Raw genomic sequence first — 17,168 nt, 5'->3', positions numbered from 1 at the left:
GAGCTGTGTAGGAGCTGTGTAGGAGCTGCGTAGGAGCTGTCGAGTGAAACGAGGCTGCGATCTTTTGATCTGATGTTTTTAAGGGGTATCTGGCTGATTCGCCGGATGCGCCTTGATGAACGCCGGATGCGTCGCCGCCAGTACCGCCACTCGACGAATCCGTGGATACGCCTCAAGCGAAATGTTGAAACGCTCGGCGGCATAAAGTTGAGGGATCAGGTAGACGTCCGCCAGCCCCGGATGATCGCCGAAGCAAAACCCGTCATCGCCGATCAACTGCTCCACCGTCGCCAACCCTTGGCTGATCCAGTGCCCGATCCACTCCACCACTTGCGGTTCATCGTGCCCCAACTGCCGCAACTTGTTGAGCACGCTGACGTTGTGCAGCGGATGCACGTCGCAACCAATCACCGCCGCCACACCACGTTCATGGGCGCGAGCGGCGAGGTCTTTGGAGAGCAGCGGCACCTGTGGATAACGTTCCTCCAGGTATTCAATGATCGCCGGCGACTGGATCAACAGCTCACCTTTGTCGGTGCGCAAGGCCGGCACCCGGCCTTGCGGATTGATGGCGAGATACGGCGGCTGTCGATGTTCGCCACCTGGCGGCGCGATCAAGTTGATCGGCAGCGCCTGGTAATCCAGCCCCTTGAGCGCCAACGCGATACGCACCCGAAAGGACGAAGTCGAACGGTAGTAGGTATAGAGTTCCATGACCCGATCCTCTTAGCGCGCCGGCAGCACTTTGCCGCGGCATTCGCCGAAACCGATGGAGGCAAAACCCTCGCGATTGCAACGGGCGCGCAGGATGATTTCGTCGCCGTCCTCAAGGAATTTACGCACCTCGCCGGACGCGAGCTCGATAGGCTTTTTACCGCCCTCGGTGATTTCCAGCAGGCTGCCGAACTGACCGTTCTCAGGCCCCGACAACGTGCCCGAACCGAACAGGTCACCGGCCTGCAACTGGCAGCCGTTGACGCTGTGGTGCGCGACCATTTGCGCCACGGTCCAGTACATGTGTTGGGTGTTGCTGAGGGTCAGGCGATGCGCCGGCAGTTTTTGCTCGCGCAGGCCTTCGGTGAGCAGCAGCACTTCCAGTTCGATGTCGAAGGCGCCAGCGGCCTGATCGCGCTTGTCGAACAGGTACGGCAGCGGCTGCGGATCGCCTTCCGGACGTGCCGGTTGAGCACGACGGAACGGCTCCAGTGCTTCGGCCGTCACGACCCAAGGCGAGATGCTGGTGATGAAACTCTTCGACAGGAAGGGTCCCAGCGGCTGGTATTCCCAGGCCTGGATGTCGCGCGCCGACCAGTCGTTAAGCAGGCAGAAACCGGCGATGTGATCGGCGGCGTCACCGATGGCGATCGAGTCGCCCATCTCATTGCCCTGGCCGATCCAGATGCCCAGCTCCAGCTCATAGTCCAGACGTGCGCACGGACCAAACGTCGGCTCGGTCTGGCCGGCTGGCAAGGTCTGGCCTTTCGGACGGCGAACATCGGTGCCCGACGGGCGAATGGTCGAGGCGCGGCCGTGGTAGCCGATCGGCACGTACTTGTAGTTCGGCAGCAATGGGTTGTCCGGACGGAACAGTTTGCCGACGTTCTGCGCGTGCTCGATGCCGACGTAGAAGTCGGTGTAGTCGTTGATTTTCGCCGGCAGGTGCATCTCGCAATTTGCCGCCAGTGGCAGCAGTTTTGCGCCTTGGGCTTCAATCTTGCCATGCAGGGTGCTGCCTTCCTTGAACAGTTCCAGCAGGCGTTCGCGCAGGGCAACGCGAGCGTCACGACCCAGTTCGAAGAACGCATTCAACTGGCCGCCACGGGTGGCTTCGACTGCAGTTTTTGCGGCGCCATCGAACAGCCCGGCGTCCAGTGCAGCTTCCAGGTCAAAGATATGTTCGCCAATGGCCACGCCACTGCGCGGTGCCGAACCCTTCACGCTGAACACGCCCAGCGGCAGGTTCTGCAATGGGAAATCAGCATGGCCGTTGGCGGAGGCAACCCAGCTACGAGTGATGGAAGTCTGAGTCATGGGTTATCTCCGGGTCGGGTCGAAAGTGGCGGGCAGCGTGGCCCAGCAGGCATCGTAGTTGTTTTGCAGTTGCGGGCAATCCAGTGCGAAACGGCTCGGGCGCAGCACCTGGCTGGTCTCGAACATGAAGGCCATGGTGTTGTCGATTTTCGCTGGCGCGAGTTCGGCGTTGATCGCCTTGGTGCAGGTTTCACCGTCCGGGCCGTGGGCGCTCATGCAACTGTGCAAGGACGCACCGCCGGGCACGAAGCCTTCGGCCTTGGCGTCGTACTCGCCTTTGATCAGGCCCATGAATTCGTTCATCAGGTTGCGGTGGAACCACGGTGGACGGAAGGTGTTCTCGGCGACCATCCAGCGTGGCGGGAAGATCACGAAGTCGAGATTGGCCAGACCGTGGACGCTGGTTGGCGACGTCAGGACAGTGAAGATCGACGGATCCGGATGATCGAAGCTGACCGTGCCAATGGTGTTGAAGCGACGCAGGTCATATTTGTACGGCACGTTATTGCCGTGCCAGGCGACCACGTTCAGCGGCGAATGATCGAGCTCACAGCCCCACAACTGGCCGAGGAATTTCTGCACCAGCGTGGTCGGTTGCTTGAGGTTTTCGTAATGCGCGACCGGCGTCAGGAAGTCCCGCGCGTTGGCCAGACCGTTGCTGCCGATCGGCCCCAGATCCGGCAGACGCAGCGGAGCGCCGTGGTTCTCGGCAATGTAGCCGCGAGCTTGCGGGTCGAGCAGTTCGACGCGAAATTTCAGACCGCGTGGCAGCACGGCGATTTCCAGTGGTTCCAGTTCCAGCACGCCGAGTTCGGTGGCGATGCGCAGGCGTCCCAGCTCAGGCACCAGCAACAGTTCGCCGTCAGCGTTGAAAAACACGCGCTCCATGGAGCGGTTGGCGCGGTAGCTATAGATGCTGATCCCGGCCGGTTTTTCCGCGCCCGAGTTGGCGGCCATGCTCACCAGCCCGTCGATGAAATCGGTTGGCTCGGTCGGGATGTCCAACGGGTTCCAGCGCAAACGGTTGGGGGTCACTTCACCCAACGGGCCGCCGGCCAGTTGCCGATCCAGTTTGACGAACGCCGGGTGATTGGCCGACGGCTGAATGCGGTACATCCAGGTGCGCCGCGCTTCGCTGCGAGGCATGGTGAATGCCGTGCCGGAGAACAGTTCGGTGTAGAGACCGTAAGGCGCTTTTTGCGGGGAATTCTGGCCGACGGGCAGTGCGCCGGGTAACGCTTCGCTGCTGAATTCGTTGCCGAAGCCGGACTGATAAGCCAGCGCTGGCGCCGTTGAATCGAGGTTCATGGAGCCTCCTGAACAGGGAGTAGGCAATGGCCTGTCGCTCCGTTGAAGAGGTCTCGGCACGCCTTGGTTATTTTTATCGTAATTCGATTACGCTTAACGTAATTTGATTGGTATTGACCGTCAAGCTATAAAGACGCCCATTCGTCCCGGGATCAGACCGCCTCCATGGAAACGCCGCGCAGCAACGATAAACAGAAAGTCCGCTCGGCCGAGGTCGGCACCGACATCCTCAAGGCCCTGGCCGAGTTGTCGCCATCAACTTCGCTGTCGCGCCTGGCCGAACACGTGCAGATGCCGGCGAGCAAGGTTCACCGCTATTTGCAGGCGCTGATTGCCAGCGGTTTTGCCGAACAGAATGCTGCCACCAATCATTACGGCCTGGGCCGCGAAGCCTTGCGCGTCGGTCTCGCCGCACTCAACAGTATGGACGTGCTGAAAGTCGGCGCCCTGCCCTTGGCCGAGTTGCGCGATGAACTGAACGAAACCTGCTTTCTGGCGGTGTGGGGCAATCAGGGCGCGACCGTGGTGCATATCGAACCGGCGGTGCGCGCGGTGACGGTGGTGACGCAATTGGGCTCGGTGTTGCCGTTGCTCAGTTCGTCCACGGGGCTGGTGTTTGGCGCCTATCTGCCGAAGCGTGAGACCGTGGACTTGCGTGAGCAGGAACTGCAGAGCGGTTTGACCCATGCGCTGGCGGATGATCAGGCCTATAAGGCGTTGTGCGAACAGATCCGCGAACGCGGTCTGCATCATGTGCATGGTTTGCTGATGCCGGGGGTCGATGCGTTGTCGGCGCCGGTATTCAATGCTGTGGGGAATGTTGCGGCGGTGATGACCATTGTCGGCCCGGCGTCGTTGTTTCACGCCGACGAAAACGGCCCGGCGGCGCAGCGGTTGCTGGCGGCGACGCGGGCCGTGAGTTGGCGGATGGGGTTTGAATCGACCCGCTCGAGTTGACCCTCAGTTGATGGTGTCCAGCCGAACGTTATTCGACCATCAAATCACTGTGGTTTTGCTGGTGCTGGCGTCAGGTTCATCGAGCACTTGCTGAACGATCTCAAGCAGACGTTCATGACCGAGTTTCTGACCCAGTGCCGTGGACATCAGCCCCACCACGGTATTGGCATCACCCACCAGTTGAATGAGCGTCTTCTGCGCCTTGGTCACGCTTTCGACTCCCTGCCCCACCTTAGCCAGACCGACTAGCCCAATCAGGGCATCCTTGAAATGGGTAAACGCGGTCTCGGAGTCACCGTAGTATTGAGCCTTGATGCCGTCGTAGATGTTTTTAGCGACCTCGATCGCCGTTACCGCGAGGCCAACGGGAGGAATGACGATACTGATAACAGTGGCCGCCAGCTTCAGGTTTTCGTAAACCAGACCTCCGATAATTTCGGCAAGGCTGGTAGTTTGGGCGTCCACGTCCTCGATAACCCGCCGGATGTGAATTCCGTAGGACATTCCCAAATCCCTGACGCGAGTATTGATAAGAGGCTTCGGTGGTGCTACTTGATCAAGCTTCTCCTGAAGCTCATCGAAATAATCGTTGATGACCTTCTTATCGAGAAAGCTTATCCGCTTGATGTAGTACTCCCTGAACGGCCCCGCGCGATCTCGAATAGCCCCTACAAAGCTATTTACACTACGAAATGCGACATGATCCGGTGCATGCGGAGTGTAAATAAAGTCTTCAACACCTTTGCTTGTGACGGCTCGGAAAATATAAACACCCTCAACTTTACGGGTACTCTTCAACGTAAAATAGTAAACACTTTCAGTATTGACAACGGGTTCCGAATGGCGGTACCCCTCAGGCGTTCCCAATCCAACAATGATGCGTTCCAAGCTATTCAATTGCTCAACATTCAAACCAGCGTCAAAATATTGAGCACGTAACGCCTGATGCATCTCACCCTGCAACTTCTTAAAATTCACCTCTCGCTTAAACGCATACAGCGGATGACTTGACGACAAATAATCAGACTTTAACAGTTCAATATATTTCTCCCCCGCCCGGAGTGTTTTCGACCAACCGGAAATATCCCGGATCGACAAATTGTCCAGTGGCGGGTGAGCCGTTGACCAGTAGAATCGCGGATAGTCCCGAGGATCCGGTTTCGGACTGTTGTTGGCTTCAAAACTTCGCTCACTGATAATCAGTTGCGAAAGGGTCATATTTTCCTGAGGACTGATCTGTACATAAACAAGATCCGGATCTACATCGACAGCGCTCCCTCGTTCTCGAAGTACCTGTTCTACCCGCTGTTTAATAAGGTTGCGCGCGAAGAGCTCAACGGATGGGAATCCGGTGTCGCGGAACTCGACCGTATACAGCGCCTTGAGCTCTGTATTGAGCCGAGCGTATGTCTGACGCAGGGATTGCGTGACACGTCGATAATTCAGGGGCGCCACCCCATTTATTTCTGCGAACGTCCACCGGTAATCCACCTGCACCAGGCCGGCAAGCGGTTCATTCGGGCTGCGATTCATTACCACCGCAGCGACACGTATTCTATCCCGCTCCCAGCGCAGCCCACTCGCCTGCGCTAACTTTTTACCGATGGCTGGAAGGTCATTGGGGTTAATCAGCGATGCAGCATAAACAGGATCACCGCTCATCCAGAGTTTGAATTGATCTGCACATTCAGAAAAGCTGCCGAAGCGCAGAAACTCATAGTGACCCTGAGGGTTTCTCAGAAAAACCTGCTGCGGCCCCAGCGCCCCCTGGCGTCCATGGAACACCAGCACGTCCTTCAACGGTTGAGTTGAATCCTCAAAACTCACACCATTGATCAATACCGCCGAGTCGCCGGCCAATGCCCGATTGACGAGATTGAAATCCTCGCTGCTGAAGCGGCCGGAATGGTGAGCGACCCATAAGGCAAACTCCATCTGACTGAAGATTTTATTGTTCAATGCTTCGCGGTAAGGCTGAGGCGGGTTGGATGGCTGAGCAGTGACAAAGTTTGCTCGCACATCAATATTTTGCAACCAGCTCTCGAGCTTCGCGATGGTCAGCCCGAAGGCCTCGCCGCCCTCAAGCACCAACCGGGCGCGACGACCGGAATCATGCAAGCCAACCGTCACAAATTCGGTCAAGGTGTAGCTGTCCTCTTGACGGATAGTCCGTCCACCGACCTTGAACTCATAGACACTGCGCACCCGAATGCTCTCGGAGTCCAATTCAATACCTAGAGCACTCCGGGTCCAGTGGGCAACTTGCCGTCGGGCATACTCCCGTAAAGAAAAATACCCATTGAATGTGGCGTTAAAGTCAGACTCGTACTTGACCATCGAGTATTCAAGTTCCGAATGGCGTTCCTGTACCGATGGAGGTGCAACCTTCAACCAGTTGGGCCACTCAGTGCGTTTAATAGCGGCTTGCAACGCTTCAAAGCTCACCCGCCAATGGTGTCGAAGTGCGCCAAACTGCTGATTACTCTCCAGAGAAGCGAAGAGTCCCGCGACGTTGTAATCGTTTTTTTCCAACAGCTTCGACACTTCATCTTTCTGGTGTTTGACCCACGAACTGACGCAATACTGAAAGACACTCTCTTGCAAACCCGGGTAAGTAATACTGCTCCCGGATATCGACAGACGACGACTCAAAGCCGCATGCACATCATTGCTGCTCAGGAAAAACTCAAACCCTCGATCAGAGGTATATAGCACGTACGTGTAATGTTCATTGTCCAGTGTGAGTTCAGAATTACCCAAACCGGACATGTCCACGACAAATCCTGATGGGAGCCGAACAGGGAATTCACCCACATTGTTAATCACCACCTGATACAGCGAGCCGCCATGACCCGACAGCAGGAGATCTGCAAGTCGCTCGCCCTGATGAGACTCCAGCCGCCCGCCGATAACACTCAAGGAAAGCTCTGCCATCAGTGTTTCTGCTATCGATTGCTGCAGAACATCCTTATGGGTAGATGAAGGCTTCCCATCGATTTGCTCATTGGCCGCAGCCTTCCAATACTGGTCAAGACTATTGCGATGCTTCCAGCTCAGATTTTGGCGGGCATTCTCAAGAAGGCGCTCAACCTGATAGATATCCAGCCCAGGAACTTTGAATTGGCTGTCGGTCGTGTTCGCGCGGTTATACACACCATCAGAACCGATCACGTAGCTGGGAGACAGATTACGTGACAGGCATTCGAAGTGGACCTCCAGCAACGAACCTGCCGGTCGACTTTCAAGGTTTGCCGCGTAGCTGCCTCTATTCACAAAAACTTTATCGAGTTCAACACCCGGGTGGTACTCCCGAAGTTTTTCAACCAATCGATTTCGCGCCATGTCCTTGAACGAAGGAATCGCCTTCAGCACCGCCAACAGTTGTTGACCTGCCCAGTTTGCCTTCTTCAACTCAGTTGCACTATCGACGCGTTGGCGCAGGGTATCGAGCATCAGGCTCGTGAACATCTTGTTCAATTGATTCTTCCTTTATCTTGAGCTAAGCGGTAAATAATCTTTATTTACTCTGGCACTTAAACCCAACTCTAAAAGAATAATCCCCAATCGAATACACGATGTTTATTTCAATAAATTAACACCGCACTCACCCCCCCTTACCTTCCTTAACACAACTTCAACAACTTAGCCCTGGCCACCGCCTGTGTTCTACGCTCAACACCTAACTTCCCATGAATACGACGAGCATGGGTTTTTACCGTATGAACGGAAATATAAAGTTGCTCGGCAATCTGTTGATTGGAGTTACCCTGCGCAATCAGCGTGAGCACTTCAAGTTCCCGTCGACTCAGAGGACCATCCGCAACCACCGCCTCAGCCTTTTCCTTGGGATCTACCAGCCCCGCACAGCTGTACAAATCGGGCTGGCGCAAACTCAATTCACGCAGCGCCAATTGTAAATGACCGCGCTCCGCCAACTCCTGGCCCCGCTGCAGGGCACTTTGCGCCCGAGCACTATCGCCGGTGAGCCAGGCCACTTGAGCGATCATCAGTTGCAGTTCTGTTTCCAGGTTCAGCATGCCGCGTTCGTGCGCAACAACCAGCGCCCCGTGAAGCTGCGCCAAAGGTTCGATCGCCACGTGCAATTGGGTCTCCGCCAGGACCAGCAAGTATTCGATTCGCGCAATGAGCTCCAGGGTCGCTGGCGGTGCCTGCCGAGTATTCGGCCCGCGATAGTGGCGCAGCACGCGGGTCAGGGCCTCGTGTGCCAGTTCCGGGCGGCCTTGCTGCAACCAGAGCTGGCTGCTGACTTGCAGCAGAACGCCGCGGTAGACGGTGTCTGGAATATGCCGTTGTTGCATCAGCCGCTCCGCGTCGCGCAACCGGACGAATGCCTGGGCGTAATCGCCCTTGTTCGCAGCCAGTTGGGCCTGACCCAGAAACCCATACAACACGCGCTTGTCATGGTTGCGCAAACAATCGTCCAGGCCTGCCTGAAAGAACTCGGCGGCACGTTCGTCTGCGCCCACGCACAGCGCCAACCGCCCACGACGCAATGCAATTCGCCCCAACAAAGGTGCAGGTCGATCCGAACGCTGGCGGAGCAATTCATCGATATCGCAGAGCAGACTTTCGGCTCGCACTGCCGCGCCGCGCTGTTCCAGCCATTGCGCATGATCGAGCTCCATCAGGCCCTCGAACACCAGCGAACCTTGCGCCCGCGCCAGGCACAGCGCCTCGCGGTTGTGGGCTTGCGCCACGTCGAGTTCGCCCCTTAGCAATGCCTGTTGCGTCAAACCGGACAAACACATCAGGCGCGCCGTCCAACATTCGGGATCGAGCGCGCTCAACGCATCAAGAAAGTGCGCGCGCGAAGCCTCCACTCCTCCCTGTAAATGCAGCAACCAACCCTGCAGGGCCTGCCAACGTGCAATCAGTTGACGCTGAAGCACCGCCGAGGGTTGAGGCGTGAAATGCGCCAAATGAGCGATACAGGCAGCCGCCTGTTCGAAACGTCCGGCGAATAACAGCGCAGCTGTAATCAATCCGACCAATTGCGGGCTGCCCAGCGTCAGCTCCTCGCCTTGTTGCTCATGCAAACGCAACAACAGCACGACCGTCTGTTCCTCGAACAGGTGCTCGAAACTGAAATGCTGCAACAGGCTGACGGCAACCTCGAACTCTTCAGCCAGCAATGCTTGTTCGAAGGCGGCTTTCCAATCGAGTTCGGCCGCAAACCACTGGCAGGCACGACGATGCCAGGAGCGCCCCGCCGGCCATTGCTCATCGCGCATCAACTGGGTGAGTGGTGGGAAAATCTGCAGCCAGTCTGCCGAGTCCTGCCAAGGCTCGATAAAACAACCCAGTTCTTGCAACGTTCTCAAACATTGTGCACCTTCACCCGCGCCAAACAGGTGATCGCAAAGCCTTGCATTGAATCGCGGCAAATGGGCGAGTACCCGCCAGGCTTCCGTAAGCTCCGGGGTCAGCGTGGTAAACAACTCGTGCTCCAGGTAATCGAGCAAGGTGTTCGTTCGGCCTTGTGGCGTGTTGTTGTGTGACCAGTCGCATTTTTGCAGCAGCGCAATCCGCACGCCGGCGCACCAGCCACCACTGCGCTGGATGATCTTGCCGGCGACAGTATTGGCCTCGGCCGGTGCCAAATGCCGCAACAGCTTGGCGATCTCACTTTGATTAAACGCCAGCGTGGAGTGCTCGCACTCGTACAACTCATCATCAAGCAGCAAGCGCGGCCAGTTGCATTGCGGCCGGCGGCGAGCACCCAGCCACCAGGTCAGCATCGGGCTGCTGATCGCCAGCATGCGGTCCAGTAACAGGTCCAGCTCCGGGTTTGGCAGGCGGCAATAGTCATCGAGAAACAGCCAGGTTGGCGTCTGCAATCGTGACAGGTACCCCAGCAACTCGGATTCGCCCGACGAAGCCAATCCCAGCGTTTCTGCCAGACGATGACGAAAATCCACCGCGCTCAACACCGTGCCAGACAATGGCAACCAGAACACGCGGCACTGCGGCGGCGCCTGTAACAGGCATTCGGCGAGCAGCGCTGTCTTGCCACTGCCGGCCGGCGCGCAAAGTAACTTCACTCGGGCCGTGGAGGCCAGTAACGGCTCGGTCAAGCGAGCCCGTGACTGGTGATGAGTGGACAGGCGGGGCAGGAATCCAGAACGGTCCAGACACGGGATCATGGCGGTCATTACGGCGTGCCTTTTTATAATTGTCCGGCAACCCTAGCCCTCTCTGACCCGCTTGTTGAGAAGTATTCAGCGCGCTGATTGGCAGCCATAAAAAAGGCGACCACCCGGTCGCCTTTTGTACTGCCAATGTATCAAACCCCTTACCGAACGCCCTCGGCGCGCAAGGCGGATGGCGTGTAGTCGGCAGCCTTGGCTTCGAAGCCGAACTCGAAACTGTGCTTCTCTTCGTTCTTCATTCCCAGGGCAATGTATCGACCGGCAATGATGTCGTAGAGCGCTTCGAGGGTGTAGGCCGGGGTCTGGTGATCGTAGTAGTACTGAGCGTGACCCTCAGCCACCCGCCACAGCTGACCGCGACCGTCGTAGTGGTCCGCCAGCGCCACTTGCCAGCTGTCTTCGTCGAGGTACATGTGGCGTTTGGCGTAGATGTGCCGTTCGCTCGGCTTGACCGTGCCGATCACTTCCCAGACCCGGTGCAACTCATAACGGGTCAGGTCCTGATTGATGTGCCCGGCTTTCACAATGTCATCGTACTTGAGGCTCGGCGAGTCGAGTTTGTAGCTGTTGTAAGGGATGTACATTTCCTTCTTGCCGACCAGTTTCCAGTCGTAGCGATCCGGTGCACCGGAGAACATGTCGAAGTTGTCGGACGTGCGCAGGCCGTCAGCGGCAGTACCCGGCCCGTCATAAGCCACTTGCGGTGCGCGACGCACACGGCGCTGGCCGGCGTTGTAGATCCACGCCAGACGCGGCTCTTTCACCTGATCGAGGGTTTCGTGCACCAGCAGCACGTTACCCGCCAGTCGTGCAGGTGCCGTCACCGATTGCTTGAAGAAGGTCAGCACGTTGGCGGCTTTTTCCGGGTCCAGCTCCTTCATCAGTTGCGGTACGGCGATTTCTTCTTCGAAGCGGATCGGCGTGTAGCTGCCGTTCGTTTGCGGGGTCACCTGAGTGATGATGCGTCGCAGGTTGCCGCCGTGATAGCGCGTGATGTGGTTCCACAGCACCTCGACGCCGACCTTCGGAATCGGGAAGGCGTAGTAGCGGTTGCCGGTGAAGTTGGCCAGGCCGTTACCGTCGTTGATGCTGTTCACGTTCAGTGCGCTGCGCTTGGCCGACTCGTAAATCTCCGGGGGCAAGGCCACGGTGCGGTGGGTCGTATAGACCGGGATCTTGTAGGTTTCCGGGTAGCGCTTGAACATCGCCACCTGGCCTTCCGACAATTTGTCTTTGTACTTGTCGACTGTCGCGGCGGTGATGGTGAACAGGGGTTTTTCGCTGGCGAACGGGTCAGCCAGGAAACCCTTGCTGTCCACCGCGCCGGCGTTTTTCGGGAGGCCGCCGGTCCAGGCCGGGATCGAGCCATCAGCGTTGCCGGCCTTCTCGGCGCCAAGCGGCGTGAGGTTGGTGCCAAGCTTGTTGGCTTCTTCAGGCGAGACCGCCGCCATCACGTTGGCCGCCAACAGACTCAAGGCCAGGGCGCCGCATTGCAGAATCATCTTGCGCATTAAAATCATCCTTCTCAGCCAGATCAGAAGTTCACGCCGAAGCTCAGCGCCAGGAAGTCGCGGTCTTCCAGGGTGTTGAAGTCACCGCCGAAGAAATCGGTGTAACTGAGGCTCGCGGTATAGGTGTTGCGGTAGTCGGCATCGACGCCGACGCTGACGGCCTTGGCGCCTTCGTTGAACAGACCGTTGGGGCCATAGCCGGCGACGTCATGGGACCAGGACAGGTTGGGCTTGAGGTTGATCCCGCCGATCACGTTGGCGTAATCAAGGATCGCCCGGGCGCGGTAGCCCCAGGAGGTCGAGGTGACGAAGCCATCGGTATTGCCGCCAAAACCGTACTGGCCATAGACCGAGTCACGGCCGTAACGCAGTTTGGTGCGCGACTCCAGGCCACCGACGTGCACCACTGCTGCCTCGCCAACCAGGGTCAGCCGTTGGGCGCCCAGCACTTGGTCGAAGAAGTGCGTCAGGGTGCTCTGGACCTGCGTCACTTCCTTGCGGCGGTAGCCTTTGTTGTCGGTACCTGGCGTGGTCGCGATAGGCGATGCCGCGCCGCCTGCGATCGGGTTGAGCAAGGCCAGAGTCAGGTCGTTGGTGTTGACTTGCACCGGAGCGTTGGGGCGATAGCTGATCTCGCCGGTCCACGCCGTGCCGGTAGGTAGCGTGGTGGAGAAGCTAGCGCCGTAGAGACGGATATCTTCCGGGTATTCAAGGTAGTACTGACCGCGTCCGAGCATCACGCTTTGCGCCAGCCCCGAACCGCTGCCCGGCGCCAGACGGTTGGCCGCACGCACCATGCCCGGCAGGCTGGCCAGCGTCGACAAGCCGGCGGTGGTGGTGCCGACGGTCGGCGTACGGCTGTGGTAATTCATGAAATACAGGCCGTACTCGGTATCGTCACCGAGCCAGCGCAACGCCGTGCCCCACTGCCCCGAGTCCCGCGCATCACGGTCGCCGCCACGGGGCACGACCACGCCCTCGCGGGTCACCTGGATCGGTTGACCGAAGGCTGCCGCCACCGGCGCCAACGGTGCAATCGCGGGGCTGCCGACTGTGTAGTTGTTGTTGCAACCATCCGCCACCACATCGTTGCCGAAGAAGGTGCCGCAGTTGTCGACAACGGTCTGGTCCCACTCCAGTTGATAGAAACCTTCCACGGTCAGTTGATCGGTCAGGCCTTGGGAGGCGAACAGCATGTTCACCGGAATCAGGCCTTCCTTGATCTCAGCGCCGGGACGACGAAACGCTGAAACGTCGACCGGGTTGATGCTGTTGATCGAGTTGCCGATGAAGGTACTTTCACCCCAACTCACCACCTGCTTGCCGGCGCGCACAGTGCCCGGCAGATCGGCGATGGAGTAGTTGTGATAGACGAAGGCGTCGAGCAGCTGCGTCCCGGAGGACTTGGCGCCTTCCTTGCGACCACTGTCACTGATCTGCTTGAACTCGCGGTCTTCGTCCTTCAGCTCGAAGTCGTACCAGTACTTGCCGCGGACGAACACACCGGTATCGCCGTATTTCAGTTCGAGGTCGTGAATGCCCTTGAAGATCTTGGAGAAGGTTTCACCCTTCTTGAAGTTCAGCCGGCCGTCGTCACCGGTCGAAGACTGACCGGTCCCGCCGTTGACGATACCCACCAACGACTTATCGGCATCGCGCATGCCCCAACTCGCGCCGACGGACAACGAGGAGTCAAACGACCCCTCGATTTCGCCAATGTTGAATGAAACAGCCTGCGCCTGGGCGCAGCAACCCAAGGCAACCGCAGCGGCGAGCGCTTGCGGCGTGAAGATGGCGCGCATTGTTGTTTTTGTCATGCGTCTTCCCCGGTGAGTGACAGAAGGCCCCACCCTACTGCCGCACGTTGGGAGCGATAAGCGCACCAAGGAGGTATTCGCGATGTACCTCCAAAGGATGAATGCCCGCATGGGACGGGGATTTGCGCGGGTTATGGATGGGCTGGATGGGGGGTTATCAATGCAGCGCATGGCGTGTGGGCGGGGCTTGTTACCACTGTTACTCATGCTGCAACAGTTCATGTCATGAATCGCTATTTTTCCTTTTGGCTCAAGGCCTTATTCTTGCCGGGCTTTCACGGCAATCGGCCGCAAAGCACGAAGCAATGGCGGTGGCCAGTCCACGCCATTAGCGACAGATTTCAGATGAATTGAAGCTATTCGACTCATCGCCCTGTGTTCACTGACGTTGATTTATTGCTCCTTGATCAATCGTCTTACTTTGGCCGCTGCGTTTGCAGCGGCCTTTTTTATGGGCGGTGGTTTTGTGACGGTGGTGAAGAACAACTTTTGTTTAAGGCATTCCTACAGGATGTTTCCGATAACGCTATAAGAAACATCTTTTTACGCAAACGATAATCCTGCGGTTATTCCTGACCAATAGAAACTTCCCTCGACCTTATATGTAACGCCCCACACACCTCTCGGACTCATGATTTCCACTTCTGCGGTAGCTTTAAATGGCACGAAGCAATAGCTTGCATCCGTTTTCGTAATGTCTGACCAGCAAGTCTCTCTTTTTAAAGAACCAAGCACATTCAAAAGGATATGAATATGCAAAAACCACCCGATCAATCAAGGCCGGTTTATTATCTCGATGAGGCTGTCGATATAACAGCTGATGCACCCGAGCACATGATTACCGTACCTCGAACATCAAGCACAATGATGTCAGGTGCATTCGGCCGCAGCGTGCCGACCTATTATCAAAATCAAAACGCGGTAAAAGCCACAACTAAAAGGCTGGAACAGGAATATCAGGCGAAGGCCAGTTATTTACCACATTCCATCGAAGCCGAACTGGCAGCCACCCGACATGAAGGTCCAACGGATCCAGTTCCACCTTTGCAATCAGTCGTCCGGGAATTAGGGGTACTGAATAAACTTACACAACGCAAGACCGCAGAGTTCCACAGTAAAACAGCCACTGCCAATATGTTTTATGGAGGTGATCCATTTAACCGGCATATCAATGAATTCATGATCAAAGCCACGAAGATGGAGAAGTGGCCGGGACCGAATGGCATTGCCATGCAGGCCTTGAATCAATCCCTCAGAGCCGCGATCAATGCCAGATTGCTGTCTCAAACGATCCAGTCGCTCAACCAGCGAACCGTTAATGCGCAGAATCTCTTAAGGGTCGTGCAGGCCAATGAGGAAGCACAGAGGGCTGCCGCCGAATTGGCGCGCATAAACGAAGAGGCCGCGGTCCGAGCTCGAGAGCAAGCGCGACTTGCTGCAATGGAGAACGCACGGAGGGCAGCTGCCGAACAGGCTCGCGTTGCGGCAGAAGCGGCAGCGCAGCAGGTCGCTGCGGAACGGGCCCGCCTCGAAGAGCAAGCCGAGATTAAACGAGAAACTGAAAAGGCACGCGAAGCGCAAGAGGCGAAAGAGGCGAAAGAGGCGAAAGAGCGAGAGGAGGTCAAGGCTAAAAAACGTGCAGAAGGGCTCGCAAGATTAAATGCGATGGTTGCGATGTTCGATTCATTGGAAGCCGCTGAAACCAGTCGGCCATTTCCCATATCGGGCTCTGCCGTGGCAGTTGGTCCGGTGTTTACCTTGGCAACAGGTCGTCTCGCCACCAGCACTGCCACTACCCGGGCAGTCAGGGCTGCTCAGCAGGCCGGAGTCGCCGCCATAATTAGGGCAGGTACCGCGGCGGCAACCCCGGTAATCGTCGGATTCGCGGCGCTGCTGTTTCCCTCGCCTTTGGGTAACGGTGATCGCCGCCAATTGAGCGTCCCACTCTCGGATCTGGCGCCCGACAATCTCCACGCCTGGAACCTCTCGCTCTTGGATTACGAGCCCGATGGTCTCCACGCCTTGAGCGTCCCACTCTCGGATCTCACACCTGACGGTATTGAGGACTTGTATGCCATTGCCGAGGCCAATGGGGAAGTCAGATTGCCGGTCGCTATCGGTACCAGAACTGTGGGGAACACAACTGAGTATTTTGTTGCCGCTACAAACGGCACGACGGTGCCTTCCAGGGTTCCGGTGCGGCTCGCTACTCTCGATCCAAGTCTGAACATTTACAGAACCTACAACCCGAATACCCCTTCCATCGGCATGACCTGGACGCCGACTGTCAGACCGGACAATGCATCAACTTCCCTTCCTGCAAAGGAGCTGAACGTTGTCGTTTACAACGGCACTACAGTAACCGCCCTCGAAGGAAGGATAGATTCATTCCCGGAGCTGGATCTCTACAGCTTTGGTGGTTTCATTAATGTATTCCCGATTGAGTCGGGTATTCCGGCTCAATATGTGGTTTTCAATACTCCCTATGAAGGTGCAATTGTTGAAGGGGAGCACAGTGGCCGCGATTTCAACCCTGAGCAAACGGGCGGGCCAACTTTGGATATGAAATGGGAGCCTGCAATCGCTTCACAAGAAGGAGCCAATATCGTGAAATTGCATACGTCTAAATTTCACCCGTCCGATGCCAATAAAGTGATGATTGATCGGCTAGATCGAATTCTCCGCGGAGAGCTTGAGATGAACGACACCGATAGACGCTTCTACACTCACGAGATCAGAGAGTTTGAAAGATTTAAAGCTCTGGGGTATGGAGACACTGAAATGCCGGATCCCGACTCCCCCGTATGGAACAACGTTCATACTGCGACATTGGAAGACTTCAAATTGAAAGATGATCCTTCCCTACTCTACACGCCGGAAGCACTAGCAGCTGCCGCGGAACAAGATGAGCGCGACTATCAACGATTTCTGAAGGAGATGTGGAAATGAGCATTATTGAGCAGCTTGTTAGCCATGAGTCCTTAGACGATATCGTTACCGTCTTCGCATTAATCAAGGCACCGCCGCATTTAGACATGATGATCGGTCGCTACAAGCCAGAAGCCATCCGACACGGAGAATTGCAACTCGCGTATACACGATTGTTCGAAATGGGTGTACTCGCAAAAGGAGAGAAGGGACTGGCAACTAAAGGCCCTAACTGGAAAGCTCCAAAATTCGTTACAGAAAAAAGATACGGCTGACGAAAAGGACGCCCCAAGCCGTACCAAACCAACCCGCAACCAACATCAAACCCGGCTTCAAACCTGAAGCACAGTAATCCAAACAAAGAAGCAAGCATTCGTGCTTGCTTCTTACCACCCATTCACAGCCAATACTTATGCAAACTTGTGAGAGGCTGTCGACCACCTACA

Annotated in this window: 10 protein-coding genes; 3 read left to right on the top strand and 7 right to left on the bottom strand. The window is 56.9% G+C overall.

Annotated features, from left to right (window positions below; all coding sequences use genetic code 11):
* Positions 1-78 precede the first annotated feature (78 nt).
* Genes maiA through hmgA form a run of 3 tightly spaced genes read right to left on the bottom strand, consistent with a single transcriptional unit; the run spans position 79 to position 3,339 of the window.
* A complete protein-coding gene (maiA, locus tag VD17_RS05005; RefSeq protein ID WP_046052927.1) occupies positions 79-714 on the bottom strand; it encodes a maleylacetoacetate isomerase in 636 nt (211 codons plus the stop codon).
* 12 nt (positions 715-726) lie between these two features.
* On the bottom strand, positions 727-2,031 hold the full coding sequence (fahA, locus tag VD17_RS05000) for a fumarylacetoacetase (protein ID WP_046052926.1): 1,305 nt from the start codon (positions 2,029-2,031) through the stop codon (positions 727-729).
* A gap of 3 nt (positions 2,032-2,034) precedes the next feature.
* The gene (hmgA, locus tag VD17_RS04995; protein WP_046052925.1) at positions 2,035-3,339 is read right to left on the bottom strand and encodes a homogentisate 1,2-dioxygenase; all 1,305 of its coding nucleotides are present in this window, start codon (positions 3,337-3,339) and stop codon (positions 2,035-2,037) included.
* Between the two features lie 165 nt (positions 3,340-3,504).
* Between hmgA and VD17_RS04990 the strand changes: the two genes are divergently transcribed.
* Positions 3,505-4,296, top strand: a complete 792-nt coding sequence (locus VD17_RS04990) for an IclR family transcriptional regulator (protein WP_046052924.1) — start codon at positions 3,505-3,507, stop codon at positions 4,294-4,296.
* Between the two features lie 39 nt (positions 4,297-4,335).
* On the opposite strand, the gene VD17_RS04985 is transcribed toward VD17_RS04990, so the two are convergent.
* The 4 genes from VD17_RS04985 to VD17_RS04970 all read right to left on the bottom strand — a co-directional run bounded on the left by VD17_RS04985 (position 4,336) and on the right by VD17_RS04970 (position 13,794).
* Positions 4,336-7,764: a dermonecrotic toxin domain-containing protein gene (locus tag VD17_RS04985; RefSeq protein ID WP_311132805.1), complete on the bottom strand. Its 3,429-nt coding sequence runs from the start codon at positions 7,762-7,764 to the stop codon at positions 4,336-4,338.
* A 155-nt stretch (positions 7,765-7,919) separates the two neighbouring features.
* Positions 7,920-10,469 (bottom strand): LuxR C-terminal-related transcriptional regulator, encoded by a 2,550-nt coding sequence (locus VD17_RS04980; RefSeq protein WP_046052922.1) that lies wholly within the window; start codon positions 10,467-10,469, stop codon positions 7,920-7,922.
* 140 nt (positions 10,470-10,609) lie between these two features.
* Positions 10,610-11,977 (bottom strand): DUF1329 domain-containing protein, encoded by a 1,368-nt coding sequence (locus VD17_RS04975; protein WP_046052921.1) that lies wholly within the window; start codon positions 11,975-11,977, stop codon positions 10,610-10,612.
* A 23-nt stretch (positions 11,978-12,000) separates the two neighbouring features.
* Positions 12,001-13,794, bottom strand: coding sequence for a DUF1302 domain-containing protein (locus VD17_RS04970; RefSeq protein ID WP_046052920.1), 1,794 nt, complete (start codon positions 13,792-13,794; stop codon positions 12,001-12,003).
* Between the two features lie 753 nt (positions 13,795-14,547).
* Here VD17_RS04970 and VD17_RS04965 point away from each other — a divergent pair.
* The gene (locus VD17_RS04965; protein WP_046052919.1) at positions 14,548-16,743 is read left to right on the top strand and encodes an S-type pyocin domain-containing protein; all 2,196 of its coding nucleotides are present in this window, start codon (positions 14,548-14,550) and stop codon (positions 16,741-16,743) included.
* Positions 16,740-16,997: a hypothetical protein gene (locus VD17_RS04960; RefSeq protein ID WP_046052918.1), complete on the top strand. Its 258-nt coding sequence runs from the start codon at positions 16,740-16,742 to the stop codon at positions 16,995-16,997. Before VD17_RS04965 ends, VD17_RS04960 begins: the two co-directional genes overlap by 4 nt.
* Positions 16,998-17,168 lie beyond the last annotated feature (171 nt).

Origin of the sequence: Pseudomonas fluorescens (assembly GCF_000968015.1) — a bacterium.
Taxonomy (GTDB): Bacteria; Pseudomonadota; Gammaproteobacteria; order Pseudomonadales; family Pseudomonadaceae; genus Aquipseudomonas; species Aquipseudomonas fluorescens_W.
Note: the sequence above shows the minus strand (reverse complement) of the source record. Positions and strands in the feature narration are given on the sequence as shown.